We start from the raw sequence: 26,494 nt of genomic DNA, 5'->3' as shown, positions 1-26,494 counted from the left end.
CCCGATATGCCCCGCTCGTCGCTGGATCGGCTTGCCCGCCGGTGGATCGGCCGGGCATGTCGACGGACGTGCCCCAGCCTCGCCGCCCGGGCGGGTATAGCCGCGATGAGCGATATACCTGTGAGTCATAAATATGACGCAGAGGTATATCACTCTTCGCGAACATCGGGCTGACGCAGCGACACGCCGCGGTGGGACCTGCCGCGGCAGGTCAGGTGCCTGCGAAGTCAGCCACGCAGAGCCGGAGCGGCCACGCCCTGAACGGTCGGGTCAGCCTGAGAGGGTTCGGCGGCCGCCGCGCATTCGCTGGCGGGGCGGCGGGTCGGCCGGCTTCGGCCGTTTCAGGTGGTAGCGGTGCAACTCGTGGTTGCCGGGCAGGGACGGGTCCTCGCTCATCGCGACCAACTCCCAGCCCTGGTCGCCGGCCCGGTTCAGGTGGGCCAGCGAGGTGTCGCCGTAGGGCGTCACGTCGACCATCGAGCCGTCCGGGCCGTACCAGACGAACACGACCTCCCAGCCGAGGTCGTTGGTCGCCGCCTGGCGGCGGCGGACCAGCAGGGCGTACTCCCACTTGAGCATGGCGTCATTCTCACCCCGCGGCGGCCCGCGGAGCTGCATCAATCTTCGGCGATCCGCCCGCCGTCGACCCGGAGTCGCCGGTTGGTCTCGATGGCGGCCAGCATCCGCCGGTCGTGGGTGACCAGCAGCAGCGTTCCGGGGTAATCGGCCAGCGCCGATTCGAGCTGCTCGATGGCCGGCAGGTCCAGGTGGTTGGTGGGCTCGTCGAGCACCAGCAGGTTGACCCCGCGACCCTGGAGCAGGGCCAGCGCCGCCCGGGTGCGCTCACCGGGGGAGAGGGTGGCCGCCGGTCGGGGCACGTGCGCCGCCCGCAGGCCGAACTTCGCCAGCAGGGTCCGCGCGTCGGCCGGCGACAGGTGGGGTACGGCCGCGTGGAACGCGTCGATCAGCGGCGTGTCGCCGAGGAACAGCCCACGGGCCTGGTCCACCTCACCGACCACGACACCGGGCCCGAGCGAGGCGGTGCCCGCGTCCAGCGGCAGCCGACCGAGCAGCGCGGCCAGCAGGGTGGACTTGCCCGAGCCGTTCGCCCCGGTCACCGCCACCCGGTCCGCCCAGTCGATCTGGAGGTCGATCGGGCCGAGGGTGAATCCGCCTCGGCGTACCACCGCACCTCGCAGCGTGGCCACGACGGCGCCGGCGCGGGGCGCGGCGGCGATCTCCATCCGCAGCTCCCACTCCTTGCGGGGCTCCTCGACCACGTCGAGCCGTTCGATCAGTCGGTCGGTCTGCTTGGCCTTGGCGGCCTGCTTCTCGCTCGACTCGCTGCGGAACTTGCGACCGATCTTGTCGTTGTCGGTGGCCTTGCGGCGGGCGTTCTTCACGCCCTTCTCCATCCAGCCGCGCTGGGTGCGGGCGCGGGCCTCCAGCCCGGCCTTCGTCTCGGCGTACTCCTCGTAGTCCGCGCGGGCGTGGCGGCGCGCCACCTCGCGCTCCTCCAGGTAGGCCGCGTAGCCGCCGCCGTAGTGGTTGACCTGCTGCTGCGGCAGGTCCAACTCCAGCACCCGGGTCACCGTGCGGGTCAGGAACTCCCGGTCGTGGCTGACCAGCACCGTGCCGGCGCGCAGCCCGGTGACGAACTCCTCCAGCCGCTCCAACCCGGCCAGGTCAAGGTCGTTGGTCGGCTCGTCGAGCAGGAACACGTCGTACCGGCTGAGCAGCAACGACGCGAGCCCCGCCCGAGCCGCCTGGCCGCCGGACAACCCGGTCATGGCGTGGTCCAGGTCCACCGCCAGACCCAGGTCGGCGCTCACCTGCTCGGCGCGCTCGTCGAGGTCCGCGCCGCCGAGGGCGAGCCAGCGCTCCAGGGCGTCGCCGTACGCGTCGTCGGCGCCCGCCGACCCGGCCGTCAACGCCTCGGTCGCGGCGTCCAGCGCCGCCTGCGCGGCGGTCACCCCGGTCCGCCGGGCCAGGAAGTCGCGCACCGTCTCGCCCGGTCGCCGTTCCGGCTCCTGCGGCAGGTGCCCGACGGTCGCGGTGGGCGGGCTGAGCCGGACGCTGCCGGCCTCGACCGGCAACAACCCGGCGAGGGTACGCAGCAGCGTCGACTTGCCGGCCCCGTTCGGCCCGACCAGGCCGACCACGTCACCGGGGGCGACCACCAGGTCCAACCCGGCGAAGAGCGAGCGGTCGCCGTGCCCGGCGGCCAGGTCCTTGACGATCATCGTGGCGCTCATCAGGACGGCAGCCTATCCGGCTGCCCGCATACCAGCCGACCGCAGCGGGCAGACTCAACGGCGTGGTGACCACACTGGCGATCGACTGCGGCGGCGGAGGCATCAAGGCCTCCGTGCTGGACGAGGCGGGCACGATGCGGGCCCGACCGTTGCGGGTGCCCACCCCGTACCCGTTGCCGCCCGCGCTCTTCGTCCGGACCCTGCTGGATCTGGGCGGACGCCTGCCGGCGGCGGACCGGCTCACCGTCGGCGTACCCGGGATGATCCGGCACGGGGTGGTGGTCGCCACGCCGCACTACGTGACCCGCAGCGGCCCGCGCAGCCGCGTCGACCCGGACCTGCTCGCCGAGTGGTCCGGCTGGGACGCGCGGGGCGCCCTCGCGGACGCCTTCGGGGTGCCGGCGCTGGTGCTCAACGACGCCGAGGTGCACGGCGCCGGGGTGGTCGCCGGCACCGGCTGCGAACTGGTGCTGACCCTCGGGACCGGGCTGGGCAGCGCACTCTTCGACGGCGGGGTGCTCGCACCGCACCTGGAGCTGTCGCACGCGCCGGTGCGCTGGGGAACCACCTACGACACGTACGTGGGTGAGCCCGAACGCCGGCGGCTCGGCGACGCCTTCTGGTCCCGCCGGATCCGGCAGGTGGTCGACGGGCTGCGCCCGGTGTTCCGGTGGGACCGGCTCTACCTGGGCGGGGGCAACTCCCGACTGATCCGGCCCGAGCAGCTCGCCCGGATGGGTGACGACGTGGTGGTGGTGCCGAACACCGCCGGAATCGTCGGCGGTGTCCGTGCTTGGGAACTTTCCGCCGGACGCCGGGGCGCCCACACCTGACCCCTTCTCGACTCCCGGGAACAGTCGCCAAACGTCCGGTGTTGTGCCAGCGTCGGAACAGGTGACGGTACGAGGCGAGGGGGTGGGGCAGATGGATCTTCTGGCGGACTACCGGCGGGCGACCATGTTCTTCGAAACCGGTGACCCGAGCGGAGCAGCCCGACTGCTGGAGCCGATCGTCGACGCCGAACCCGGCAACGCGGCCGTTCGGCAACTGCTGGCCCGGGCGTACTTCCAGTCGGCCCAGCTCAACCGGGCCGAGGAGCACCTGCGGGAGCTGATCGACCGGGACCCCAGCGACCACTACGCGCACCACGTGCTCGGTCGGACGCTGGAGCGGCTGAACCGGCACAACGACGCGCTGCGGCACCTGCGGATCGCCGCCGCGATGTACGCGACTAACGACGACTACCGGACCGCGTTGGAGCGGGTGGAGACCCGAGTGGGTGGCACCCGCTGAGCGTGACCGGTGACGTGGCAGGGGCGGTCCTCCGGGGCCGCCCCTTCGTCGTCCGACGGCTGCCCTGGTCGTCTGGTGGGCGGGCCGTTCGGCGCGCCTAGGATGGCGGACATGGGACCTGACCGGCCGGGGGCTGCGGCATGAAGCTCAAGCTGGACCTGCACGACATCTTCAACAAGGGCCAGGACATCGACCGCGCACTGCGCGGGATCATGGACGAGGCGGTGGCGAAGAAGGCCACCCTCGTCGAGATCATCCCGGGTAAGGGGTCCGGCCAGCTCAAGAAGCGCGTGCTGCGGTTCCTCGATCAGAAGGATGTCAAGCAGCTCTACCACCGGGTGGAGAAGGACTCGAAGAACTTCGGCCGCCTCTTCGTCCACTTCCGCTGGAAGTAGCCTGACCTGCGGAATCGCTCGTGACTGCCATTCTTCGACACTAAGACGGTGAGCCGGCAGGTCTGGGCGTGAAGTAATCAGGCGTCATTCAGTCGGATTCCTGACTCTGGACGCAGTTAATCCGGCCTTGGTAGCCGGGCGTGTTCGGGACTGCCCCAAATCTCCGTAAAGCGCGGAACTTCGAGCGCGCGGCCGGCTCCGGGTCGCCGCTACGATGCAGCCTCCGAGGCAGGTGCCAGCGGGCGGGGAGCGCGGATGCTTGGTCCTAAGAGAGCGGTGAGGACAAAGACCACCATCTGGCGGTACAAACTCTGGCGTTACCGGTTGACCAGTGTGGGCCTGGTTCTAGCCTCGTTCGGGCTGGCGACATCCCTGGTGAACCTGCCGAAGCCGGTAAGTGTGGTTGCCGGCCTCGCCGGGGCTACCCTCTCCCTCATGGAGACCCGAGCTAATCGTCGCCGTGCAAGGGAAGTGCGATTTCAGCCGCGGAAAGGCGACACCTACCGTGATGTGATCAGCAGTTCGGTGGACCTGGGGCCAAGCGTGGAAAGTGCGCGCGACGTCGGAATCCTGTTGTCGCGGGAAAACGCCGAACTGCGCAAGCGGCCCATCCGGGCCATTGTCCAGAGGGGCGGCTACAAGCTCCCTCGTGACCTGAAGACATGGTCGCTTGATTACCTGACGCACCGCGGGAAGACGGGGAAGATCTACAACGACAGCGCGCTCTGTCTGGCTGCGGATCTTTTGAGCGAGGATGTCGTCAAGCTGAGAGCGGGCCGCTACTTCGATTTCATGTGCAGCAACTTGCTCGCATCCTTGGACATCTGGGAGGTGGGGCGCAAGAGTCCAGCGCTTCGAGGAAGGGATCTCATCCTCGACCTGGACGGCCGTTTGATCTCCTTCAAGCGCAGTCGTCTTGCGAATCTGATCGGCGTGTCGACGCTGGCTTTCACCACCGACGGACAGTTGCTTGTTGTCGCGCAAACCGACGAGAACATCGGCAGTCCCGGATTGCTGGCCCCGTCCGGCTCAGGGGCGCTGGAACCTAAGGACGTGCCCGCCGACCCAGCGGATTGGACCATCCAGAAGATTGCTATAAACGGGGCCGAACGCGAGTTGCGGGAAGAGTGCCACCTAACCGAACGTGACATAAAAGACAGCTCCCTCGTCGGTCACGGCCGTTGGATCAGTCGGGGAGCCATGCCGGAGTTCTGCGCGGTAACTCTCCTGAACCTCAGCGGTGACCAGGTGCTCGACCGCTCACCACGGCGGGTAGAGCGCTCCTATGTTCACGAATTCATGCCAGTCAGCCTCGCGCCCCGACGGCTTTGGGACCCCGGGCGACCGCTTGAAATGCTGCTCCAGCATCGGCAGGCGGTTTCCTGGCCCCTGGCGCTTGGCCTCGCCTGCCTAGCGGAGTGCATCTCGGATGATTCATGGTCTCTGCGCAATGAACTGGTGGCGCGCCTGGAGGGGTAGTTCGCGCAACGGCGCGGCGACGTTCGCCCGCCCCAGGTTCAGAAGGACGGTGCGAATGTCACGGACTGAGCAGACTCGCTGCCACTTGTCGAATCATCGATCGCGGTACGGCTTGTCCTGCCAGCGGTAGAGGTCGCGCAGCAGGGAGATCTCGGCGCCGTGATGGATCAGCTCCGTGTTGACGTGCAGGGTGATGCCCTCCATCGGAAACCGCTCGGGACCCACCGTGGGTGGATTCTCCAGGTCGGCGTCCGAGAGCCCGCGGACCCCCGCGTTCCATCGCCCATACATCTCATCGAGCTGTTCCAGCGCCTCGTCGGCGGTCCCCGCGTAGGCGAATGTCTGGGAGTCGAAATCCTGGCCGCCGAAGTGCCATCCGAGCCGGTAACCCAGGCAGGAGACGACGATGTGCGCCAGCCGCCAGGCAACGGTGGTCACCGGCGCCGGCGCCGGGGTAGGGGATGCGAAGTCCATCGTCCAGTCCCCCGAGCCCACCGACATCGATACGGCCGACGTGCCACGTGGGGGGATGCTCCAGCAGTCACGCACCGGTTCCTAGAAGTACTCCTCATCGGCAAGACCGTGCAGCCGTGGCCGCAGGTTCTTGTGCCAGTGCCGGTCCAACTGGTCCGCGATCCGCTCGCTTCTCGTCACTGCCGCACGCTACTCATAGCGGAGACTCGGCTGCGACCCTCGCAGGCGCCGTCCCCGGCCATGAGCCGCGAGTATGCATCGCACCGGGGGTGCCAGCGATGCCTCCGACGTACAACCGTTGCGACCCTCTGCTGTTAGCTAGACTGTTTCGAAGTAAGATTCGATCTAGCTTCGGGAGGGTCGATGTTCGTCGGTCGCCGCACGGAACTCGACCTGCTCAGCAAGCAGCTTGATCATGTGAAGCGCACCGGTGGGGGCCGCGCTGTCGCCATCCGTGGTCGCCGTCAGGTGGGCAAGTCGCGGCTGGTGCAAGAGTTGTGCGACCGGGTCGATCTGCCGTACTGCTTCTACACCGCGGTCAAGGGGGCGTCGAGCACCGAAGCCGTCGGCTACTTCCTCGGTGCCTTGCGCGACTCGTCGCTGCTCGAGTCTGGTGGTCGTGACCTTCTGCCGTCCCAGCCACCTACCGGTGGCTGGGGAGACATGCTGCGGGTCCTGGCGGGTGTCCTGCCCGATACGCCGAGTGTGGTCGTCCTCGACGAGTTGCCCTGGATCTCCGAGCAGGACACGACGTTCGATGGGCACCTTCAGGTGGCTTGGGACCGGCTTATTTCCCGCAAGCCAGTGCTACTGCTCCTGCTCGGCAGTGATCTGCACATGATGCAGCGGTTCACCGAGTACGACCGCCCGTTCTACGGCAGGGCCACGAACATGGTCCTCGGCCCTTTCAATCTTGCCGAAACCGCCGCCGTCACCGGGTTGAGTGGCGCGGACGCGGTCGATGCACACTTGATCACCGGTGGGCTGCCCGGTGTCGCACTGGAGTGGTCCCCGGGAACGCCTCCCGCCGAGTTCCTGAGTCAGGAGATCGCCAACAAGACTTCAGCCTTGTTCACCGTCCCGGAACAGTCCCTGGCGTCGGAGTTTCCCGCCCCCGACACTGCCCGGCGCATCTTGGAAGCGGTCGGCGGGGCAGGTAGCCGCACGTTCAGCAACATCGCCGCTGCCGCCGGGGACCGCGGCGGCCCGGTCAGCTCCGGTACCCTTTCGCCGCTGCTTCAGCGCCTTGTCGAGGAGAAACAGGTCCTCGCTGTCGACAAGCCGCTGTCCACCAAGCCCAGCAAATTGGCGCAGTACAGGATCGCCGACAGCAATCTGCGCCTGTATCTGGCCATCCTGCGCGACGTACATCAACTGGTCCTGCGCGACCGGTCAGCGGCTGCTCGCGCCGTCCTCGACAGTCGGTGGTCCTCCTGGCGGGGCAACGCCGTCGAACCGATCATCCGCGACGCGCTCGCCATCTCTGCCGGCGCTGGCGACTTGCCCTGGAGCGACACGTGGGAAGTCGGCGGCTGGTGGAACCGGCAGTCCAACCCAGAGATCGATCTTGTCGGAGCCGATCGGGCCCCTGTCGCTTCCCGCGTCGCCTTCGCCGGCTCCATCAAATGGCAGGACGGGCCGTTCGACCGGCACCATCTCGACGAACTGCGGCGTCAGGCCCCGCTCATTCCGGGTTTCCAGCCCGGGGTCAGCGGCCTGGTCGTGGTCAGCCGCTCCGGAGTCGACCTCCCGGCCGGGGCCGTGGACCTGGTCTGGGGACCTGACGACGTCGTCCAGGCATGGTCGGCCTGACGCTTTCGGGGTCTATCGGGGAAGTGGGTTGGCGACGTAGACGCCCTTGCCCTGCCGGCCGTCGATCAAGCCCTCGGCTTTGAGTAGGAGCATGGAGGCGCGGATCACCGTATTGCTGACGTCGTAGTGCTCGCACAGGGCGGCGAACGACGGCAGTTTGTCGCCCGGCTTCAACTGGCCGGAGCTGATCTGCTCGCGGATATCTCGGGCGACCTGTAGGTACGCGGCTTCAGACATAGGTGGTGCTCCCAGCTTGGCGGCTGGTGCAAGCAGACCACATCTCTGGCTCGACTTACAACGCTATGTGTCGTAGCTGTTGACCCTGCGCACATTGCGTCCTAAGTTGCTTGTGGGGCTACCCAGCTTGGCGGCCGGGTCGTCCTGCCGTGGGTGCCCTGTCTCCGGACACCGCTGACCGGGTGCCCACGGAACCTCAGGCGTCCGCAGGAGGCATCGTGACCAGAGCGAACGGTGCAACTGCCGCAACCGCACGCGCCGGGCGCGCTACCAGGGATTCCGGTGTTGGACAGCCGCGATTGGAGAGCGCCCAGCGGCGTGGGTCATACGACGAGTACGTCATCGCAGTGGCGCTCACTTTGGCGCGCCGTCACCGCCCTATCTGGTCCTGGCGGCACTGGCGACGGGTCTGTCGCTGCGGTGCCGACCTGCCATGCAGAAGTCGCCACCGCATCCCGATCAGTAGCTGTCACTGGCCGAGTCAGGACGAAACACGATGACGAGCCACCTCGCGATCACCCCGGCCTGGACCTGCGGCGGCTGCGGTGCCGATTGGCCCTGCCATACCCGTCGACAGGAGTTGCAAGCGGAGTACGACAGAGCGCCGGTGTCACTTGCCCTTTACCTGGCCGCCCAGTTGGTTGATGCCGCCCAGGACCTGGCCCACGTTCCCGGCGGCCGCCTGCACTACCGCTTCCTCGGTTGGACCCGGTGAGCATCCTCCGGCGGGGCGACGAGAAGTTCCACTACAGCGACGGCTCTCACAGGTGGATCCCGCCGGACCCCGACTATGACCAGGAGGTCTGGGACGAGCAGATTCGCCAGCACAAACACGGCCACCTGAGGAACGAGCGCTCGAAGATCCGCATCCAGCGGCTGGTCTGATGCGAGCGGCGGTGGTCAGAGGCTGGCGGCGAGCAAGCCGCAGACGACCAGCGGAAGCACTGCGGACAGCGTGCCCACCACTACCGACGAGCGGATCCGCGTACGGGAGACGAGCACCGCGAGCATCGCCAAGCTGACCAGCAGGGCGAGGAACAGCGCGGGCGTGGCCACGTAGAGCCCGAAGAGCAGTGCCCGCGACCGTTCGGAGTCGCATCCCTCGCCGCACCCTGCCGGGATCGATCCGGAGAGCGTGCCGAGGAACAGGCCGAACGACACGACGACGGCCACGTACCAGCCGGCCAGCACCAGGAAGGATGAGCGCGCGTCAACGAGACGGGTACGTGACGGTGCCAGGGTCATGAGCGGAGTATCCACCGTCGGGTGAGCGGGGTCAGCCCCCGATCTCGGCGACCATCGTGTCCGCGTCCTCGAAGGACTCGACAGTGCGGAACCCTCCGGCGGCGTACAGCCTCGCGGCGAAATTCGCCCGCTCCACGCTCAGCGACACCGTGCGGATGCCGCGTTCTCCTGCGGCGCGCAGAACGGCGCGCAGGAGCGCCCGGCCCACACCCCGGCCCCTCCAGCTTTCCACCACGCCGATGGTCAGCTCTGGAACGTCGTCACTCACGTACCCGTAGCCCGGATCGGCGGCGCTCAGGAATCGGAACCAGGCCGCGCCGACCGGCCGGTCAGTCGGGTTCACCGCGACCAGGCCGAAGTCGTCCGGCCGCATCCAGCCGGTGACGTAGTGGGCCAGCGCAGGGTTTGCCAGGATCTGGTCGCGGGACCAGTTGCGCTCGGGTAGCCAGTTCACGGCCTCCACGAGCATGTCGACCAGGAATTCGGAATCAGCCGGGGTGGCTGCGCGGATGTCGAGGTCAGTCACCGCCGAAGCGTCGCACACAGGATCGGCAGTGCCAAGATCAGCACTGGTGCCGTGATGCCCTGGGGCAGGGTACGAAAGGGTCAGTGAGCCGTTGCGTCGGCGCGGGCGGCGTGGCCGACCGGGCGGCGGGACCAGCACTGGGGGCGCTGGCGGACAGCCAGCTCCAACGCCAGGTGATCCGATTCGATCATTTCCCGGGCTATTCGACGTGCCATTTCCAGGCGGTCGACGTATGAGTCAAGATCCGCCGAGCCGGCGCCAGCCATATCGAACTCCTCGTCAGCGTTCGAGCTAATCGCATCATGCGGCATGTCGGGAACCGTCACCATTCCCCGATCGGTGGAAAACGCCCGCCGTACGGCTCGGTGTCGCGTACCCCGGTTGCGCTGATGGTAGCGACGGCCGTGCCACCCCGCTCGGAACTGACCGAACCTGGTCTTGCTGGCGGTTTGTACATTGCACTGTGCGCGGACTGGGGGGCGCGACATGTCCGGTGAGGGATCTTCGTTACGGGAGGACCGCCGTGCAGCATTCGATCAACACCGATCCGTTGTTCGTCGCCGTCGAATCAGACTCGCTCACCCGTGCGGACATCGCCGGGCTCATCGCGGGGCGACTGGCCGCCATTCGGGTGCCGGGGCTGCTGTCCGCGGCCCGGTGTCACGCGATCACGGCCGCGCTCGCCGACGCGCCGATGGACCGGTACGACGAGAGCCGGGTCTTCCCCGTCGTCGCCAAGTTCGGCCCGGCCATCAACGACCACCGGGCCGCCGGTGAGCTTCGGGACGACTACTGGGACGCGGCCCGCGTGGCTGACAAGGTCTGGACGACGTTGGGCCTGCCGGATTCGCCACGGGAGTTGTGTCTGGCCGCCTTCCGGTCCGCCTGGCCGGATGTCGCACCCGGCCGTCGGCAGGGTCGGGAGATGCACGTCGGCATCGTCCGCGAGATCAACGCCGGCCTCCAGGTGCACTTCGACGACGCCGTCCGGGAGTACGCGGGGCGGCTGCTCGACGGTGATGTGGTGGCGCAGTTGGCGTTCAACATCTACATCCGGGTTCCACCGGCCGGTGGCGAGACGGTGCTGTGGCGGCGGCGGTGGCAGCCGGGCGACGAGGAGCGGCGGATTCCCGGCGGGTACGGCTTCGACGAGTCGGTGACCGTCGACTCGCAGTCGTTGACCCTGCGGCCCACGCTCGGGGAGGGGTTCCTGTTCGATCCCCGGCACTATCACACGGTGCGTCCCGCGACCGATGGCCGCCGGATCTCCATAGGATGCTTTGTCGGGCTCACCGACGATGGCCGACTGGCCCTCTGGTCGTAGCGAAGGGCGTTTCCCCATGGTGGACAGAAGCGACGTCGAGGCGGCTGCGGCACTCGTCGAGGGGCGGGTCCGGGAAACCCCGGTCATCGCCGTCGACGGTGTCGACCTGGGGGTGCCGGGGCAGCTCAGTCTCAAACTGGAGTTGCACCAGCACACCGGCTCGTTCAAGCCGCGCGGCGCGTTCAACCGGATGCTCCAGGGGTCGTTGCCGGCGGCCGGGGTGATCGCCGCGTCGGGCGGCAACCACGGTCTCGCCGTCGCGTACGCGGCCCGGTCGCTCGGCGTTCCGGCGGAGGTCTTCGTGCCGGTCACCGCCTCACCGGTGAAGGTGCAGCGGTTGGCCGGGCTGGGCGCCCAGGTGCGTCAGGTCGGTCAGCACTACGCCGAGGCCCTGGCGGCCAGCACCCAGCGGGCCGGGGAGACCGGCGCGTTGGTGGTGCACGCGTACGACCAGCCGGAGGTGGTGGCCGGTCAGGGGACCGTCGGTCGGGAGCTGGAGCGGCAGGTCGACGGGATCGACACCGTGCTGGTGGCGGTCGGCGGCGGTGGGTTGGTGTCCGGCATCGCCAGTTGGTTCGACGGGTCGGTGCGGGTGGTCGCCGTCGAGCCGGAGCAGATCCCCACCCTGCACTCGGCGCTGAAGGCCGGTCGACCGGTCGACATCGAGGTCGGCGGCATCGCCACCGACTCGCTGGGTGCGCGCCGCATCGGTGAGATCGCCTACGACACCGCCCGCCGGACCGGTGTGGTGTCCGTGCTGGTCCGGGACGAGGACCTGGTGCGGGCGCGCCGGCTGCTCTGGTCGGAGCTGCGGGTCGCCGCCGAGCTGGGTGGTGCTGCCGCGCTGGCCGCGCTGGTCGGCGGGGCGTACGTGCCGCAGGCGGGGGAGCGCGTGGCGGTGGTCATCTGCGGCGGCAACACCGACCCGAGCGACCTGGGCCCGGCCGCGCCGCACTGACCGGGCCGAGTACCGACCGTGGGCCGGGCACCGACCCGGTCAGTCGCCGTTGCGCAGGCGGCGCAGCGCGTGTTCGATCTGGAGGGTGTCCAGGTGGGTGTCTCCGAGTAGTCGGCGGCGGTCGGCCAGCAGCCGCTCGTACTCCTCGATGGCCGGTTCCAGTCGCCCGTCGAGCAGGAGCACCGCGGCCAGGGTGGCCCGGATGGCCAGCACCTCACTGCGGTCGGCGTGCCGGGGCTCCACGGTGGCGAGGGTGGCCCGCAGCTCGGCTTCGGCCTCGGCCAACCGGCCCTGCGCCTGCATGCACCGGGCCAGCGTGTGCCGGGCCTGCCAGGTCTCCGGTTGGTTGAGCGGCCACGTCCGGTAGCGGACCTCCAGGATGGCGTGCAGCATCTCCTCGGCCTCGGGTGCCCGCTGTTGGGCGAGCACCGCCAGCGCCAGGCTGTGTCGCACGATCATCGTGTCCCAGTGCTCCGGGCCGCGGACCTGGTCCTCCGCGGCGACGATCTGCCGCAGCTCCGTCTCGGCCTCCGGCCACTGGCGCTGCGCCATGATCGCCTTGGTGAGCTTGTGTCGGCTGGCGAGGGTGTCGGCGTCGTCGCTGCCCAGCACCCGGGTGCGGTCGGCGATGACGTCGCGGAGCACCCGGTCGGCCATCTCCGGCTGGTTGCGCTCCAGCCAGGTGCGGCCCAGTTCGTGGCGGAGAGCGAGCACCTGCGGCCGGTCCAGATCGTGGTCGTACGCGGCGCAGCCCCGCACGATCGGGTCGAGGATGTCGAAGGCGGAACCGGGTAGGCCGACCGCGATGAGGTAGCGGGCGGTGAGTCGGGCGAGCTCCAGTGCGCGGCGTACCGTCTCGGGGTCGTGCTTGTGTTTCTGCGGCACGAGGTATTCCCGCACGGCCTCGACCAGGTGCGGCACCAGCACGTCCCAGTTGGGCCAGGCCGCCGAGTCGTCCGGGTTCTGCCCTTCGGTGGCGGCGAGCAGCAGCTTCATGACCAGGCCGTGGTATTCGGCGATCTGCTCACGCACCTCGTCGCGGTCGCGGAACATCGCGTGCACCAGGGGGTGCAGCGACAGTACGTGCGCGAACGCGGGGTCGGTGACCTCGTCGTGGACGTCGAAGTCGACGAGGGCGAGGTCGGCGATACCCTCCAGCACCCGCACCCGCTGCTGGGCGGTGAGCCCTTCGAAGAGTGGCGACTCGGCCAGGATGGCCGGCTTGAGCACCACCTCGTAGGGCACCGGGGAGACACTCAGGCAGGCCAGCACGTTGAGCAGCGGCCGACTCTGCTGAAGCTTGCGGCGGGACAGCAGGTCCAGGGAGAGGTCGTCGACCTCGCGGACGATCTCCAGGCCGAGGGACTCGTCGAGGTCGACGTCGGGGGCGTCGAGCGGGGCGCGGAACCGGCGCTGCACCGCGATCCGGTAGTCGGCGAAGGTGGTGATGGTGGAGGAGCCGCGCCAGACCGGGCTGGCGTTGACCGACTTCAGGTAGTTGCCGGCGGCGCGCAGGGCGAGTGGCAGCCCGCCCAGCTCCCGGGACAGCTCCCGGGCGTCGGCCACGTCACCGGCCTGCGGACCGGCCCGGTCGATCAGCACCTGTGCTCCGGCGTCGGCGTCGAGGGGGCGCACCTGGTGCAGCGTCGACCAGGTGCCCCAGGTGGCCCGGTTGCCGTCCCGGGTGGTCACGATGACCACACCGTCGTCGGCCTCCGGGCGTCGCAACCAACCGGTGCCGTCGGCGAGGACCCCGTCGGTGGGGCCCAGGGTGGCGGGCTCGTCCGCGCTGTCGAAGATCAGCAACCAGGGCTGCGCGGCCTGGTTGAGGTAGCGCCACACCAGGTCGGTCGCGCTGATCATCCCGGCCCAGGCCTGGTCGACCTGCGTCTCCGACGCGCCGAGCTGGCTGACCACCTCCCGCATGCCCGAGTTGAGCCGCCCGGCCTGCACCCACCAGACCGTCCGGCCGTCGGCCCGTGCCCGGCGGGCGATCTCCAGGGCGACGTGGCTCTTGCCGGAGCCGCCCATGCCGCACAGAATGTGCACCGAAGGCTCCCCGGTGCTTTCCTCCGGCCGCATGATCTCGTCGATCAGGTCGTTTCGACCATGCAGCGGGCTGTCCAGTCGCCCGAGGGGTGGGTCGACGGAGACGCGACTCGGCCGGTCGTACGCAGGCCGGGGCACGCTGACATCCTCGGGTGGAACGTCCGCAGTCAATGCGGTCCCCCTTCGGTGGCGAAATTGCAGTGGGCCGGCGGGAGATCGTGTCCATCTGGTGGACAGTCGGAGGGATTGTCGCCGGTGCCACGTCAGCCACAAGCGTATCCATCGCTGTGCCGGGTTGCACACTCACCGTTTAGGCCACCCGGACGACCGTAATCGCCGCCCCGATTCCCATTTCGCGGTCGATTCCAGCCGATCCGCCGTGCGCGGCACTCGACAGGTGCATCCACGATGGACTGATGAACTGGTCACCAATCCAGGACGTGGTCGACTGGGGTTCCGTACCGGACTGGTTCGGCGCGGTCGGGTCCATCGCCAGCGTGTTGATCGTCTACCTCGGACTCCGGCGGGAGATCCGCGCCCGGCGCAGCGACGACCTGCGGATCCGGGCTGCCCAGGCCCGGTTGGTGTCGGCGGTCGTCGAGATCCGCGGCACCTCGGTGCTGCGGGTCGCCGTGGCCAACGAGAGCGACGCACCGGTGCTGGACGTCGCGGTGCTGGCCCGGCTCGTCGCCCCGGACGGCACACCCGTCGAGTTGGCCGCGCCGAAACACGTCCGCCGGATACCGGGCCGCGACGTGCAGGACCTCTTCGTCACCGTTACGGCCGAGCACCGGTTACGCCCGGCCGACACCGTTCTGGTGGATCTCACCTTCACCGACCATGACGGAAATCGCTGGCACCGTATCGGTGCCGGTCAACCCGAACCAGTGGAGTGACCACATTCCGACTCAACGGACCCGAAAAGGCGGTCGGCATTTCGGTGGCCACGAATAGCTGTGGTCCGGGGGGCGAATCGCCCACCGGACCACAGTCGTGTCCGTCAGATGGGATAGGTGCGGGCGACGGCCAGCATCTCCGAGCTGTGCGACCCGACGACGCCGACGGCCGGCGGCCGGGGCCGGAAGCCGGGCAGTGCCTCCAACCCGTCACTGGCGTCCATCACCCGCAGCGACACCTGCCCAGCCCTGGGCCGCACGGTCAGCGTGACCTCGACGCCCTCCGTGGGCGGGGCGTGGAAGACCAACCCGAATCCCCACTTCCCCTCGCGGGGCTCCACCGGCACCGACCGTCCGGCCACCTCGGCCCGCAGCACGGTGGCGGTCGACGTGTCGACGTGCAGTGTGGCGAGCCGGGCCACCCGCTGCGGGATGAGCCGCAGCCGCAGTGTGCGTTCGCCACCGGCGGTGGTGTCGCCCAGCACGTCGAGCTTCGGCGCGGGCAGGTTCGCCGCCTGCGCCGGCCCGACCCGCAGCTCACCGTCGCCGAGCCCGGGGAAGTCGTCGCCGACGTCGGCCGTCCCGTCCAGGTAGCCGTCCGTCCACGGCTGCGGGTCGCCCTCATGGCTGAGCCAACGGGCCTGACCGGTGCCGGCGTCCATCGCGTACATCAGGTGGGTGGGCGCGGGGTGCGCGGCGTCGAAGCGGTCGACGGCCAGCCCGACCCCGGCGAGCACCACCGCCGCCACGGCGGCGGCCCCGGCCGGCAGCGCCCCGAGCCGTCGGGCCCGCAGCGCCGGCAGGCCGCGCCGGCCCCCGGCCTGCGGGTGCAGGAGGTCGACGACCGGCAGGGCGGCCAGGCCGAGCAGCACCGCGACCAGCGCGGCCACCCCGCCCATCGCCATCCCCAGCGCCGGGAAGAGCAGCACCACGGTGGGCAGCAGGATGACCACGGCCACGGCCGCGGCGGCCGTCACGGCCACCACCGGCCACGGCCCGGTCTGCCGGGTACGCAACGCGACCAGCCCGCCGACGGCACCGGCCAACGCCGGGACCGTGGTGAGGTACGCCCCACCGGGCACCGCCACGGCGAGCAGCACGCCGAGCAGCGCCAGCCAGGCCAGCCCACCGACGGCGAGGGCGGCCGGGCCGACCCGACGGCGGGTCAGCGCGTACCAGGTGAACAGGATGGCGGCGGCGAGCCCCAGGACGGCCAACCGGTACCAGATCGGTCGGTACGGGTCGAGCAGTTCGGCGTACCCCGGTCGGATCGTGGTGATCGCGAACCAGAGCAGTTGGGCGGCGACCGGCGCGACCACGATGGGCGCCAGGGCCAGCCCGAAGCCGGCGGCCAGCCGGCCGGTGGAGGCCCGGCCCTGCCGACGGGTCAGCCAGCCCAGCGCGGCCACCGCGGCCACCGCGAGCAGGGCCAGCGGCAGCGTGAGCCAGCCCGGGTAGCGGACCAGGCCACCGGGGACCGGAAAATAGGTGGCGTCGTGCCCCGAGCGCAGGTCGGTCAGGTCCACGGCGCCGAACTCCCGGGCCAGACCCAGCGCGTTGTCGCCGTGCTGCTGGAGGCTGCCCCGGTCCATTGCCGCCGGGGTGTCCAGCGGGGTGTGGTAGATCGCGCCGCCGTCGATGTACGCCGAGTTCAGCCCGACGAACTCCTGGTCGAGGAACGCGGTGAAGTCGGTGTCGTTGGGCAGTGCGCGGTAGATCTCCACGGCGAACGAGGTGCCGACCGGGTGCGGAGCGGCCCGGCCGAAGACGTCCACCAGCTTCGCGTTGTTCTTCGACGTCTCGAACATGATCACCGGCCCGGTGGAGCCCCTGGCCTCCAGGTTCAGCACCACCCCGCCGTCGGCGGCCAGCGGATGACCGGCGGCGAACGCCGACGCGCCGCAGAGGCACGCCTCCTCGGCGTCGGTCAGCACGAAGACGATGTCGTTGCGCGGCCGGGGGCCGGTGGTGAGCGCGCGGGCCACCTCCAGGATGGCCGAGGTGCCGGCGGCGTCGTCGTTGCCGCCCGGCCCGGTCTGCACCGAGTCGTAGTGGGCGACCAGGAAGATCCGGCCCGTCGACGCGGTGCCGGGCAGCCGGGCCACCACGTTGCGGACCCGGGCCATCGTCGCCCCGCCCGCCGCCCCGCTGAGCTGGCCGGCCTCCGGTGCCACCGTGTCCTGCACCTCGGTCTCCAGGCCCAGGCCGCGCAACGTCTGCTCGATGTGCGCGCGTACCTGGTCGTTGGCCGGGCTGCCGGCGGGGTGCGTCCGGGCCGCGATCACCTGGACGTCCTCGTACGCCCGGCCGGCGCTGAACTCACCGGCCGGCGCGTCCGTCGGCTTCGGCGTCGGGGTGCGCAGGTCGAGCAGGCTGCCGGCGCCGACGGCCACCAGCGCGGCCACTGCCGCCACGGCCGCCAGGAGCCGCCGTCGAGGTCGCGTCAGCGCCCGGTCGGCCGGGGGTACGCCCCGAATCGGGCGGGGCGGCGTGCCCGTCGTGGCCGGGGTGGTGGGTGCGCCCACGGGAACTCCTCGGGGGGTGGTGGGGCCTGGGGTGGCACCATCCTGCCCCTCGGTGCCCCCGGATGGGATGGCCGGTACGCCGTACCTCGCCCGCCGCCCGGTTTGTCATTCGCTGGGCAGTGACGCGGTCCATCCCCCTGCCCGCCCGCGCCGGAGGCGTCGTGTTGTGTGCGACCGTTGTCTAATACAGGATCAGCAGGGCACTCGGAAGGAGCCCGACATCACCAGCGAACTCCCGCGCCTCGCGGCGGTGACCCGGCCGACCCGGGGACCCGGTCTGACCGGTTCCCCCGTCGTGCCGTACCCGCACGGCGGTCTGGCGCGGCACGCCAACCTGCCACCCGGCGAGCGGTTGCGGGTGCTGCTGGTGGAGGACGACGAGGGCGACGCCTTCCTGGTCGGTGAGCTGCTCGCCGAGACCAACTCGATGATCGACCTGCTGGTCGCCACCAGTCTCAGCGAGGCGCGGCAGCGGATCACCGACGTCGACTGCGTCCTGCTCGACCTGGGCCTGCCCGACGCGCAGGGGCTGGACGGGCTGCGTCAGGTGCTGGAGATGTCCAGCGGGGCCGCGGTGTGCGTGCTGACCGGGCGCTCGGACGAGCACCTCGGCGTCGTGGCGGTCGCCGAGGGCGCACAGGACTACCTGGTCAAGGGCCAGGTCGACGGGGTGTTGCTGACCCGGGCACTGCGCTACGCCGTGGAGCGTAAGCGCGCCGACGAGAACGCCCGTCGGCTGCGCGAGGTCGAGTTGCGCCAGGCCGAGTCGGCCCGCCTCGAACGCGGCCTGCTGCCGCAGCCGCTGATGACGACCGACCAGGTGGCGGTGCACACCTTCTACCGGCCCGGCCGGCACGCCGCGCTGATCGGCGGGGACTTCTTCGACGTGGTGCAGACCCGCCCGGACCGCCTCGACCTGATCGTCGGCGACGTCTGCGGGCACGGGGTGGACGAGGCCGCGCTCGGCGTCGAGCTTCGGGTGGCCTGGCGGGCGCTGGTGCTCGCCGGGGTGCCGGACGACGAGGTGTTGCCCGCGCTGGAGCAGGTGCTGATGAGCGAGCGCCGGCTACAGGAGATCTTCGCCACGGTGGCCACCACCCGACTGGACCTGGACGCCAACCGGGCCACCGTCCGGCTCGCCGGGCACCCGCCGCCGCTGCTGCTGTCGGGCGGCCGGGTCGCTCCGGTGCCCGCGCCCGGTGGCCTGCTGTTGGGCGTACGACCCCGCCGGCCGATCGCCTACGACCTGGAGTTCGACACCGATGACTGGTCCCTGCTGATGTACACCGACGGCCTCATCGAGGGGCGGGTGGGCGAGGGCAACGAACGCCTCGACGTGCCGGGTCTGAGCGGGTTGCTCGACGAACCGGCCAACCGCGAGGTGTCGCTGACCGAGCTGCCGGCCTGGCTGGTCGGTCGAGCCGAGCGGCTCAACGGTGGCCCGCTCGCCGACGACGTGGCGATGCTGCTGGTCAGCCGGGGCGGTGGCCGGTGAAGCCGGTGGTCGGCGGCTGGAGTCTGCGCCGCCGGGTCGTCACCCTGCTCGCCGTCGTGGGTGTGCTGCTGATCGGCCTGGCCGCCGCGGAGGCGGCGGTGGCGGCGCGCAACCGCACCCAGATCGACGCCGTCCTGAACCAGACCGGCCCGCTGCGGGTGCAGTCGCAGGAACTGCTCAACGCGTTGCTCGACCAGGAGACCGGGATCCGCGGGTACGCGGTCAGCGGTGATCCGGCCGACCTGAGCCCCTATCGGGAGGGGCTGGCCCAGGAGGCGGACGTCGTCACCTCGATGCGGGTGCTGCTCAACGACTATCCGCAGATCGGGCAGGAGTTGCGGACCGTCGAGGAGCGCAGCTCGCGGTGGCGGCAGTCGGTGGCGGAGCCGGTGATCAGCACCACCGAGCAGAGCGGCACGAGCGCCGGGCAGGCGTTGATCACCGAGGGCGCCCGGCAGCAGTTCGACGAGGTGCGCGCCGCGGTGAACGACCTCCAGGAGGAGATCCTGGCGGCCCGGGAGCAGGCCGCCACCGCCGTACGGACCAGCAGCAACGTGCTCGTCGTCCTGCTCATCGTCGCCGCCCTGGTGGTGGTCGTGGCCGGCGCGGTGCTGCTGATCTCGCTGGACCGGATGGTGGTCCGGCCGCTGACCGGCCTGGCCGACCAGGTCCGCGAGGTCGCCGAGGGTGACTACCAGCACCGCATCGCCACCGTCGGCCCGCCGGAGTTCATCCGGCTCGGCGAGGACGTGGACGCGATGCGTCAGAAGATCGCCGCGGACCTGGCCGAGGTGCGGGGTGCCCGCGAGCGCATCGAGTGGGTCAACAGCCAGCTGCAGAAGCAGGCCGAGGAGCTGACCCGGTCCAACCGTGACCTGGAGCAGTTCGCGTACGTGGCCTCGCACGACCTGCAGGAGCCGCTGCGCAAGGTCGCCAGCTTCTGCCAACTGCTGCAACGCCGCTACGCCGGGCAGTTGGACGAGCGGGCCGACCAGTACATCGCGTTCGCGGTGGACGGCGCCCAGCGCATGCAGCGCCTGATCAACGACCTGCTCGCGTTCTCCCGGATCGGGCGACTCACCACCGGCTTCGTCGAGGTCGACCTGAACAAGGTGATGGGCGACGTGGCCGGTCAGACCGAGGCCGCCCGGCAGTACGCCGACGCCGAGCTGACCTGGACCGACCTGCCGGTGATCTCGGGTGAGGAACCGCTGCTCACCAACCTGCTGGCCAACCTGGTCAGCAACTCGATCAAGTTCCGCCGCGCCGACGTGCCGTGCAAGGTGCACGTCTCGGCCCGCCTGGTGGGCGCGGAGTGGGAGATCAGCTGCGAGGACAACGGCATCGGGATCGAGCCGGAGTTCGCCGACAAGATCTTCGTGATCTTCCAGCGCCTGCACTCGAAGGACGCGTACCCGGGCACCGGCATCGGGCTGGCCATCGTCAAGAAGATCGTCGAGTACCACGGCGGCCGGGTCTGGGTGGACACCGACGTACCCGAGGGCACCGCGATCCGCTTCACGCTGCCGGCCCTTCCGGCGGACGTGGAGGCGGCTGCCGCCGTCGAGTCGCCGGAGCAGCCGACGGCGTCGACGGCGGACGACACGACGCCCTCGGACGACGCTCCGGCAGCGCCGGCCGAGCAGTCCGACGGGTCGGACCGGCCGGACCGGGCCGACGAGCCGCCGGGAAGCGGTAGAACGGGTGACATGAGGGAGACGGTGGGATGACCGCGCCGGCGGATGGCAAGAGCCCGATCGAGGTCCTGCTCGTCGAGGACGACCCGGGTGACGTGTTGATGACCCAGGAGGCGTTCGAGGAGCACAAGCTGCGCAACCGGCTGACCGTCGTCTCCGACGGCGCCGAGGCGCTCGCCTACCTGCGCCGGGAGGGCCAGTACGCCGACGCGGTCGCGCCCGACCTGATCCTGCTCGACCTCAACCTGCCCCGCCGCGACGGCCGGGAGGTGCTGGAAGAGATCAAAAAGGACGAGCAGCTGCGTCGGATCCCGGTGGTGGTGCTCACCACCTCGCAGGCCGACGAGGACATCCTGCGCAGCTACCAACTGCACGCCAACGCCTACGTGACCAAGCCGGTGGACTTCGAGCGTTTCATCTCGGTGGTCCGTCAGATCGACGAGTTCTTCGTCAGCGTGGTCAAGCTGCCGCCGCGTGGCTGACACCCTGCTCGACGACGTCGGCGACCTCCTCCGGGAGGCCGCCGACCAGGTCGTGCTGCCCCTGTTCCGCAAGCTCGACGACGAGGACGTGTCGGAGAAGGCGCCCGGTGAGGTGGTGACCGTCGCCGACCGCCGGGCCGAGGAGCTGCTCTCGGCCGGTCTGCGTCGGCTGCGGCCGGGCTCGCTGGTCGTCGGCGAGGAGGGTGTCGCCGACGACCCGGGGCTGTTGCGGCACCTGCGCGACGGCGGGGACGTCTGGTTGGTCGACCCCGTCGACGGCACCGCCAACTTCGCCGCGGGCCGTCGGCCGTTCGCCCTGATGGTGTCGCTGCTGACCGACGGGCGACCGGCCGCCGGCTGGATCCTCGACCCGCTCGCCGACACCCTCGCCGTCGGCACGGCCGACGACGGCACCCTGCTCAACGGCCGACCGGTCGACGGCAGCGCCTCGACCCCGCCGCTCGGCGAGCTGCGCGGGGCGGCGATGACCCGGTTCCTGCCCCCGGAGACCCGGGACCGGGTCCGCGCCGGTGGTCGGCGCCTCGGCGAGCTGCTGCCCGGCCAACACTGCGCCGGCCGGGAGTACCTGGACATCCTCACCGGAGAACAGCAGTTCGTCCTCTTCTGGCGGACCCTGCCGTGGGACCACGCGCCGGGCGCCCTGCTGGTCCGCGCGGCCGGTGGCGTCGCCCGCCGGTTCGACGGTGTCGACTACCACCCGGCCGACGACGGCCGCGGTCTCCTCGTCGCCGCCAACGAGCAGGTCTGGGCCGAAGTCCGCGGAGCCCTCCTCGACAGCTGATCCGCGCCCTGCGCGACGGCGCCGAGACGCTCTGTCGACATCTGGGCGGCCCGGAGGTCGGGGGGCTGGTCAGCAGGCCGTCGTCCGGTATCGTGACCGGCGGTCTCCGCCAGCAGGCCGCCGACCGGGGCCGGCGGGGACGCCGCCGCAGTTGGTTCACCGGCGGTCGACGGAAGGACGCTTTCGTGCCCAGGACCAGGCTTCGCCCGCGGCTCGGTCGCCGCACCCTGTTCGCTCTGCTCGCCACCGTCGCGCTGGTGCTCGGCGGTTCCGCCGTGCCCGCGTACGCGGAGCCCGGCGAGGGTGGCAGCAAGAAGCTCCAGGACGCGTTGGAGCTGACCGCCAAGGGGCACATCGAGGCGAAGGCCAAACTGGACAACTCCAAGCGTCGCCAGACGGCGCTGGCCGGGGAGCTGACCGCGGTCGAGGGTCGACTGGTCGGGCTGACCGCCCAGGTGGGCGAGGTGGCCGCGCAGTCGTACCGGCTCGGTCGGCTCACCCCGGCGACGATGTTGCTCAACACCACCACGCCGCAGGCGTTCCTGGAACGCGTCAGCGACCTCGACCTGATGGCCCAGCGCGACAGCAAGCGGCTGCGTGACCTCGTCGAGGCCAAGCAGCAGGCGCAGCAGGCCAAGCTCGCCATCGACACCGAGGTCCGCGAGCAGCAGAAGCAACTCGCCGTGATGGCGAAGAAGAAGAAGGAGGCCGAGGCGGCCCTCGCCGAGGTCAGCTCGGGTGGCAGCAACGGCTTCAGCGGCGGCAGCTCCACCTCGGCGAAGCCGGCGCCGCGCAACTCCGACGGGTCCTGGCCGTCGGAGTCGTGCTCGGTGAAGGACCCGACCACCTCCGGATGCATCACCCCGCGCACCCTGCACGCGCTGAAGGAGACCCAGGCCGCCGGCTACAAGCGGCACGTCTCCTGCAAGCGCAGCGGTGGCGGCGGCGAGCACCCCAAGGGTCGGGCCTGCGACTTCTCGGCCGCCACCAACGGTTTCGAGGACAAGAACGCGACCGGCGGCGACAAGGCGTACGGGGACAGCCTGGCCGCCTGGCACGTGCGCAACGCCGAACGACTCGGGGTGCTCTACGTGATCTGGTACCGGCAGATCTGGCATCCCGGCACCGGTTGGCGCGCCTACAGCGGCAGCGGCAGTCCCGCCGCGTCCCACACGAACCATGTTCATCTCTCGATGTACTGACCCGAAGCACCAGCTTCGCTGCGTACCATCGCGACGATGAGCTCCCCACCGTCCGACGTAACGGCCCCGCCGGCGTCCCCGACCTCGCCCGTTGCGGTCACCGGCCGGGCGTTGCCCAACGGCCTGGCCGCCTTCCTGGTCTTCTTCTCCAGCGGTGCCGTGCTGGTGCTGGAGACCGTCGCGCTGCGCCTGGTCGGCCCGTACGTCGGGGTGACCCTCCAGGTGACCAGCTCGGTGATCGGCATCGCGCTGGCCGCCATCGCGTACGGGGCGTGGTCCGGCGGTTGGCTCGCCGACCGGCGCAACCCGCGTGGCCTGCTGGCACCGGCGCTGGTGCTGGCCGGCATCGCCACCGCGATCACCCTGCCGGTGGTCCGTTACGCCGGTGAGGTGCTGCGCGGCGGCGCGGCCAGCGGCATCCTGCTGTTGGTGGCGTTGGCCGTGTTCGTCCCGGCCGCGCTGCTGGCCGCCGTCACCCCGCTGGTCGTGAAGCTTCAACTCGCCGACCTGCGTCGCACCGGGCAGGTGGTCGGTCGACTCTCCGGGATCGGCACTCTGGGCGGCATCACCGCCACCCTGCTCACCGGCTTCGTGCTGGTCGCCGCGCTGCGCAGCACCGTCATCCTGCTGACCCTCGCGCTCGCGCTCGGGCTGGTCGGTATCGGTCTCGGCTGGTATTTGCGCCGGCAGGAGCCCACCGAACTGCCCGGCCCGGCCCGCACCCGGGCCGCGCTGGCGGTTCTCGGCCTGGTCGGGGCGGGGCTGACCACCGTGGCACCGAACCCGTGCGACATCGAGACCGCGTACCACTGCGCCCGCGTCGTGTCCGACCCGGACCGGCCCACCGGGCGGACGCTGCTGCTCAACTCGGCCCAGCACTCGTACGTGGACCTCGCCGACCCGAAGCACCTGGAGTACGCGTACACGAAGTGGATCGGCGCGGTCGCCGACGTCGCCGCACCGGCCGGGAAGCGCCTGGACGCGCTGCACCTGGGCGGCGGCGGGTTCACCGTCCCGGGCTACCTGACCGCCACCCGGCCGGGCACCGACAACCTGGTGTTCGAGATCGACGGCGGCCTGGTCGAGCTGGGTGAGCAGGAGTTGGGCGTACGCACGGGGCCGGAGCTGCGGGCGGTCGTCGGTGACGCCCGGATGCTCGTCGCCGGCGAGCCGAAGGACAGCCGTGATCTGGTCGTCGGGGACGCGTTCGGTCACCTGGTGGTGCCCTGGCACCTGGCCACCCGGGAGATGGCGGCCGAGGTCCGGCGGGTGACCCGCCCCGGCGGCGTGTACGTGCAGAACGTCATCGACTACCCGCCGCTGCGGTTCATCCGTGCCGAGTTGGCCACGGTGGCCGCCGAGTTCCGGCACGTCGCGTTGATCGCGCCGCCGGAGGCGCTCGCGGAGCAGCGGGGTTCCAACTTCCTCATCGTCGGCTCGGACGCGCCGCTGCCGCTGGACGCCGTCCGCGCCCGGCTGAGCGAGGTGGACCCCAAGGTCAGCCTGCTCTCCGGTGCGGAGCTGACGGAGTTCGTCGGCTCGGCGCTGGTGTTGACCGACGACTACGCCCCGGTGGACCAACTGCTGGCGACCGCCTGATCGGGTGACTTTCCTGACCGATTCCGATCCTTGAGGTGTAGGAGCGCCCGACCTGGGCAACAACGGCCACCATGGGCGGTGGGGACCGGAACAACGCGCAACTCCTCGATGAGCGGTACCGGCTCGTCGAGCAACTGGGCGCGGGTGGCATGTCGGTGGTCTGGCGGGGCTACGACGAGGTGTTGGGCCGCCAGGTCGCGGTGAAGGTGCTGGCCTCCCGGCTGGCCAGCGACCGGGCGTTCCGGCATCGCATCCGGGTGGAGGCGCAGGCCGCCGCCCGGCTCTGCCACCCCAACATCACCAACGTGTACGACTACGGCGAGTCCGAGCAGGTCGGCCTGACCGTGCCGTACGTGGTGATGGAGTTGGTCGACGGCACCTCGCTGGCCAGCCGGCTGGGCCGGGAGGGACGCCTGCCGTGGCGGGAGGCGGTGACGATCGGCGCCGAGGTCAGCTCGGCGCTGGCCACCGCACACGCGCGTGGTGTGGTGCACCGCGATGTCACCCCGGGCAACGTGATGCTCACCTCGACCGGTGTGAAGGTCGTCGACTTCGGCATCTCGGCACTGGTGGGGGAGAGTGAGAAGGGGCCGGACGGCGCACTGCTCGGCACCCCCGCGTACCTCGCTCCGGAGCGGCTGGACAACGGCCAGGTCTCCCCGGCCACCGACGTGTACGCCGTCGGGCTGCTGCTCTACCGGATGCTCGTCGGCCGGTTGCCCTGGCAGGCCACCACGACCACGCAGATGCTGCGGGCGCACATGTACAACGACCCGGACCCGATGCCGCCGGTGCCCGGCCTGCCCGACGAGGTCGCCGACCTGGTGCGGCGCTGCCTGGCCAAGCGGCCCGGTGACCGCCCGGTGACCGCCGAGCTGGCCCGGACCCTCGCCGAGGCGGCCGGGATGCTCGCCGCGGTCCCGGTCTCCCCGGCCGGCGGGCCACTGGACCCGGCCGCGCTGGCCAATGCGGGCACCACGATCCTGCCCTGGTCCGCGGCGACCGACGCGTTGCCGCTGTCGCGTACCCGTAACCGGAGCCGGCGTACGGACCGGCGTCGCCGGCGGGTGGAGGCCGGGGTGGCCGCCGTCGGCCTGATCGCGGTCACCGGCGCGATGTGGGGATTCACCTCGCGCAGCCCGGCCAGCGGCGACGACCGGCCGACCACCGAGGCCCGGATGGGTCTGCCGCAGGCACCGACCTGCGACGTGACGTACGCGCTGCGTGCCGATACCGGCAAGGACTTCGCCGCCGAGCTGACCCTGACCAACAGCGGCAAGCAGGAGCTGCGGGACTGGACGATGAACTTCACCTTCCCCGGTCAGCAGACCGTGACGAAGGCGGAGCCGACGTCGGTGCAGCAGCAGGGCAGCAAGGTGCTGATCCGACCCGCTGCACAGCGCACCACCCTCGCGCCCGGCGCGGCCGAGAAGCTCACCCTGTCCGGGACGTACAGCGGGGCGAACCCGCTGCCGGTGGAGTTCCGGCTCGGCGACGTGACCTGCGGCGTACGCGTCTCCGGGGTGGCCGGCAGCGTGCCGTCCACCGCACCGGCGAGCACGGCCGCCACCACGACGAAGAAGGCCCCGCCGAAGAAGGCGACGACACCCAGCGGCTCCGGCGGTGGAGCCGCCCAGAAGGCGAAGCCGCCGAAGGCGGCGAAGGCGCCGGCGAAGCCCGCCGAGGGCAAGGGGCCGGGTGGTCCGGGAAAAGGGTGAAGGGCCCCGAGAAGCACGGCGGGCCGAAGAG

24 protein-coding genes and 1 pseudogene are annotated in these 26,494 nt (G+C 70.7%); 17 read left to right on the top strand and 8 right to left on the bottom strand.

Translation table 11 applies throughout. From position 1 onward, the window contains the following. Window positions 1-270: 270 nt before the first annotated feature. Window positions 271-618, bottom strand: coding sequence for a hypothetical protein (locus O7616_RS02265; protein WP_348773849.1), 348 nt, complete (start codon window positions 616-618; stop codon window positions 271-273). After that, on the bottom strand, window positions 618-2,255 hold the full coding sequence (locus tag O7616_RS02260; RefSeq protein ID WP_282305403.1) for an ABC-F family ATP-binding cassette domain-containing protein: 1,638 nt from the start codon (window positions 2,253-2,255) through the stop codon (window positions 618-620). Before O7616_RS02260 ends, O7616_RS02265 begins: the two co-directional genes overlap by 1 nt. Before the next feature lie 62 nt (window positions 2,256-2,317). On the opposite strand from O7616_RS02260, the gene O7616_RS02255 reads away from it, so the two are divergent. The 4 genes from O7616_RS02255 to O7616_RS02240 all read left to right on the top strand — a co-directional run bounded on the left by O7616_RS02255 (window position 2,318) and on the right by O7616_RS02240 (window position 5,422). Then, window positions 2,318-3,088, top strand: coding sequence for an ROK family protein (locus O7616_RS02255; protein ID WP_282305402.1), 771 nt, complete (start codon window positions 2,318-2,320; stop codon window positions 3,086-3,088). Window positions 3,089-3,179: 91 nt separating this feature from the next. After that, window positions 3,180-3,548: a tetratricopeptide repeat protein gene (locus tag O7616_RS02250; protein WP_088987487.1), complete on the top strand. Its 369-nt coding sequence runs from the start codon at window positions 3,180-3,182 to the stop codon at window positions 3,546-3,548. Between the two features lie 140 nt (window positions 3,549-3,688). After that, complete coding sequence (locus O7616_RS02245) at window positions 3,689-3,943, top strand: Smr/MutS family protein (protein ID WP_088987488.1); 255 nt, start codon at window positions 3,689-3,691, stop codon at window positions 3,941-3,943. 435 nt (window positions 3,944-4,378) lie between these two features. Then, a complete protein-coding gene (locus O7616_RS02240; protein ID WP_282305401.1) occupies window positions 4,379-5,422 on the top strand; it encodes a hypothetical protein in 1,044 nt (347 codons plus the stop codon). A 93-nt stretch (window positions 5,423-5,515) separates the two neighbouring features. Here the strand turns inward: O7616_RS02240 and O7616_RS02235 are convergent. Further along, a pseudogene (locus O7616_RS02235) lies at window positions 5,516-6,076 on the bottom strand (DinB family protein). Between the two features lie 183 nt (window positions 6,077-6,259). On the opposite strand from O7616_RS02235, the gene O7616_RS02230 reads away from it, so the two are divergent. Beyond that, a complete protein-coding gene (locus O7616_RS02230; RefSeq protein ID WP_282305400.1) occupies window positions 6,260-7,708 on the top strand; it encodes an ATP-binding protein in 1,449 nt (482 codons plus the stop codon). Window positions 7,709-7,720: 12 nt separating this feature from the next. On the opposite strand, the gene O7616_RS02225 is transcribed toward O7616_RS02230, so the two are convergent. Continuing rightward, window positions 7,721-7,945, bottom strand: a complete 225-nt coding sequence (locus tag O7616_RS02225; RefSeq protein ID WP_145778810.1) for a winged helix-turn-helix domain-containing protein — start codon at window positions 7,943-7,945, stop codon at window positions 7,721-7,723. A gap of 496 nt (window positions 7,946-8,441) precedes the next feature. Here O7616_RS02225 and O7616_RS31110 point away from each other — a divergent pair, with 496 nt between their 5' ends. Then, on the top strand, window positions 8,442-8,660 hold the full coding sequence (locus O7616_RS31110; protein WP_348773848.1) for a flavin reductase: 219 nt from the start codon (window positions 8,442-8,444) through the stop codon (window positions 8,658-8,660). Then, the gene (locus O7616_RS02220) at window positions 8,657-8,830 is read left to right on the top strand and encodes a hypothetical protein (protein ID WP_282305399.1); all 174 of its coding nucleotides are present in this window, start codon (window positions 8,657-8,659) and stop codon (window positions 8,828-8,830) included. The genes O7616_RS31110 and O7616_RS02220 overlap by 4 nt, the downstream gene beginning before the upstream one ends. A gap of 15 nt (window positions 8,831-8,845) precedes the next feature. On the opposite strand, the gene O7616_RS02215 is transcribed toward O7616_RS02220, so the two are convergent. Together O7616_RS02215 and O7616_RS02210 are read right to left on the bottom strand one after the other, a co-directional pair. Continuing rightward, window positions 8,846-9,190 (bottom strand): hypothetical protein, encoded by a 345-nt coding sequence (locus tag O7616_RS02215; protein ID WP_282305398.1) that lies wholly within the window; start codon window positions 9,188-9,190, stop codon window positions 8,846-8,848. A gap of 31 nt (window positions 9,191-9,221) precedes the next feature. Further along, window positions 9,222-9,716, bottom strand: coding sequence for a GNAT family N-acetyltransferase (locus tag O7616_RS02210; protein WP_282305397.1), 495 nt, complete (start codon window positions 9,714-9,716; stop codon window positions 9,222-9,224). 523 nt (window positions 9,717-10,239) lie between these two features. Here O7616_RS02210 and O7616_RS02205 point away from each other — a divergent pair. Further along, window positions 10,240-11,040, top strand: coding sequence for a hypothetical protein (locus O7616_RS02205; protein WP_282305396.1), 801 nt, complete (start codon window positions 10,240-10,242; stop codon window positions 11,038-11,040). Between the two features lie 16 nt (window positions 11,041-11,056). Continuing rightward, window positions 11,057-11,998 carry a threonine/serine dehydratase gene (locus tag O7616_RS02200; RefSeq protein ID WP_282305395.1) on the top strand — a complete coding sequence of 314 codons (942 nt, stop codon included), beginning with the start codon at window positions 11,057-11,059 and terminating at the stop codon, window positions 11,996-11,998. A 39-nt stretch (window positions 11,999-12,037) separates the two neighbouring features. Here O7616_RS02200 and O7616_RS02195 read toward each other — a convergent pair whose 3' ends face one another. Continuing rightward, the gene (locus tag O7616_RS02195; protein WP_282264385.1) at window positions 12,038-14,185 is read right to left on the bottom strand and encodes a tetratricopeptide repeat protein; all 2,148 of its coding nucleotides are present in this window, start codon (window positions 14,183-14,185) and stop codon (window positions 12,038-12,040) included. A gap of 278 nt (window positions 14,186-14,463) precedes the next feature. Between O7616_RS02195 and O7616_RS02190 the strand changes: the two genes are divergently transcribed. Continuing rightward, entirely contained in the window at window positions 14,464-14,943 is a 480-nt protein-coding gene (locus O7616_RS02190) for a hypothetical protein (RefSeq protein WP_282305394.1), read from the top strand. A gap of 104 nt (window positions 14,944-15,047) precedes the next feature. Here O7616_RS02190 and O7616_RS02185 read toward each other — a convergent pair whose 3' ends face one another. Then, a complete protein-coding gene (locus tag O7616_RS02185; protein ID WP_282307505.1) occupies window positions 15,048-17,420 on the bottom strand; it encodes a M28 family peptidase in 2,373 nt (790 codons plus the stop codon). 343 nt (window positions 17,421-17,763) lie between these two features. Between O7616_RS02185 and O7616_RS02180 the strand changes: the two genes are divergently transcribed. From O7616_RS02180 to O7616_RS02150, 7 genes are all read left to right on the top strand, one after another. Continuing rightward, entirely contained in the window at window positions 17,764-18,963 is a 1,200-nt protein-coding gene (locus O7616_RS02180; RefSeq protein WP_282305393.1) for a fused response regulator/phosphatase, read from the top strand. Next, on the top strand, window positions 18,960-20,693 hold the full coding sequence (locus O7616_RS02175) for a sensor histidine kinase (protein WP_282305392.1): 1,734 nt from the start codon (window positions 18,960-18,962) through the stop codon (window positions 20,691-20,693). Before O7616_RS02180 ends, O7616_RS02175 begins: the two co-directional genes overlap by 4 nt. Then, the gene (locus tag O7616_RS02170; protein WP_282264390.1) at window positions 20,690-21,142 is read left to right on the top strand and encodes a response regulator; all 453 of its coding nucleotides are present in this window, start codon (window positions 20,690-20,692) and stop codon (window positions 21,140-21,142) included. Before O7616_RS02175 ends, O7616_RS02170 begins: the two co-directional genes overlap by 4 nt. Continuing rightward, entirely contained in the window at window positions 21,135-21,944 is an 810-nt protein-coding gene (locus O7616_RS02165; protein ID WP_282305391.1) for an inositol monophosphatase, read from the top strand. Before O7616_RS02170 ends, O7616_RS02165 begins: the two co-directional genes overlap by 8 nt. A 227-nt stretch (window positions 21,945-22,171) precedes the next feature. Then, on the top strand, window positions 22,172-23,146 hold the full coding sequence (locus O7616_RS02160) for a hypothetical protein (protein ID WP_282307504.1): 975 nt from the start codon (window positions 22,172-22,174) through the stop codon (window positions 23,144-23,146). A 36-nt stretch (window positions 23,147-23,182) separates the two neighbouring features. Next, window positions 23,183-24,745, top strand: a complete 1,563-nt coding sequence (locus O7616_RS02155) for a fused MFS/spermidine synthase (protein ID WP_282305390.1) — start codon at window positions 23,183-23,185, stop codon at window positions 24,743-24,745. Window positions 24,746-24,816: 71 nt separating this feature from the next. Next, window positions 24,817-26,463: a serine/threonine-protein kinase gene (locus tag O7616_RS02150; protein WP_282305389.1), complete on the top strand. Its 1,647-nt coding sequence runs from the start codon at window positions 24,817-24,819 to the stop codon at window positions 26,461-26,463. Window positions 26,464-26,494: the final 31 nt, after the last annotated feature.

Source organism: Micromonospora sp. WMMD964 (genome assembly GCF_029581455.1).
GTDB lineage: Bacteria > Actinomycetota > Actinomycetes > Mycobacteriales > Micromonosporaceae > Micromonospora.
The sequence above is the reverse complement of the archived record's forward strand: the minus strand, read 5'-3'. Positions and strand labels throughout refer to the sequence as shown.

Bases quoted from the DNA above. Each gene is read 5' to 3' on its own strand.
- O7616_RS02265 (WP_348773849.1), bottom strand. From the start codon at position 618: ATGCAGCTCCGCGGGCCGCCGCGGGGTGAGAATGACGCCATGCTCAAG.
- O7616_RS02260 (WP_282305403.1), bottom strand. From the start codon at position 2,255: ATGAGCGCCACGATGATCGTCAAGGACCTGGCCGCCGGGCACGGCGAC.
- O7616_RS02250 (WP_088987487.1), top strand. From the start codon at position 3,180: ATGGATCTTCTGGCGGACTACCGGCGGGCGACCATGTTCTTCGAAACC.
- O7616_RS02245 (WP_088987488.1), top strand. From the start codon at position 3,689: ATGAAGCTCAAGCTGGACCTGCACGACATCTTCAACAAGGGCCAGGAC.
- O7616_RS02240 (WP_282305401.1), top strand. From the start codon at position 4,379: ATGGAGACCCGAGCTAATCGTCGCCGTGCAAGGGAAGTGCGATTTCAG.
- O7616_RS02230 (WP_282305400.1), top strand. From the start codon at position 6,260: ATGTTCGTCGGTCGCCGCACGGAACTCGACCTGCTCAGCAAGCAGCTT.
- O7616_RS02225 (WP_145778810.1), bottom strand. From the start codon at position 7,945: ATGTCTGAAGCCGCGTACCTACAGGTCGCCCGAGATATCCGCGAGCAG.
- O7616_RS31110 (WP_348773848.1), top strand. From the start codon at position 8,442: ATGACGAGCCACCTCGCGATCACCCCGGCCTGGACCTGCGGCGGCTGC.
- O7616_RS02215 (WP_282305398.1), bottom strand. From the start codon at position 9,190: ATGACCCTGGCACCGTCACGTACCCGTCTCGTTGACGCGCGCTCATCC.
- O7616_RS02200 (WP_282305395.1), top strand. From the start codon at position 11,057: ATGGTGGACAGAAGCGACGTCGAGGCGGCTGCGGCACTCGTCGAGGGG.
- O7616_RS02190 (WP_282305394.1), top strand. From the start codon at position 14,464: ATGAACTGGTCACCAATCCAGGACGTGGTCGACTGGGGTTCCGTACCG.
- O7616_RS02170 (WP_282264390.1), top strand. From the start codon at position 20,690: ATGACCGCGCCGGCGGATGGCAAGAGCCCGATCGAGGTCCTGCTCGTC.
- O7616_RS02155 (WP_282305390.1), top strand. From the start codon at position 23,183: ATGAGCTCCCCACCGTCCGACGTAACGGCCCCGCCGGCGTCCCCGACC.
- O7616_RS02150 (WP_282305389.1), top strand. From the start codon at position 24,817: ATGGGCGGTGGGGACCGGAACAACGCGCAACTCCTCGATGAGCGGTAC.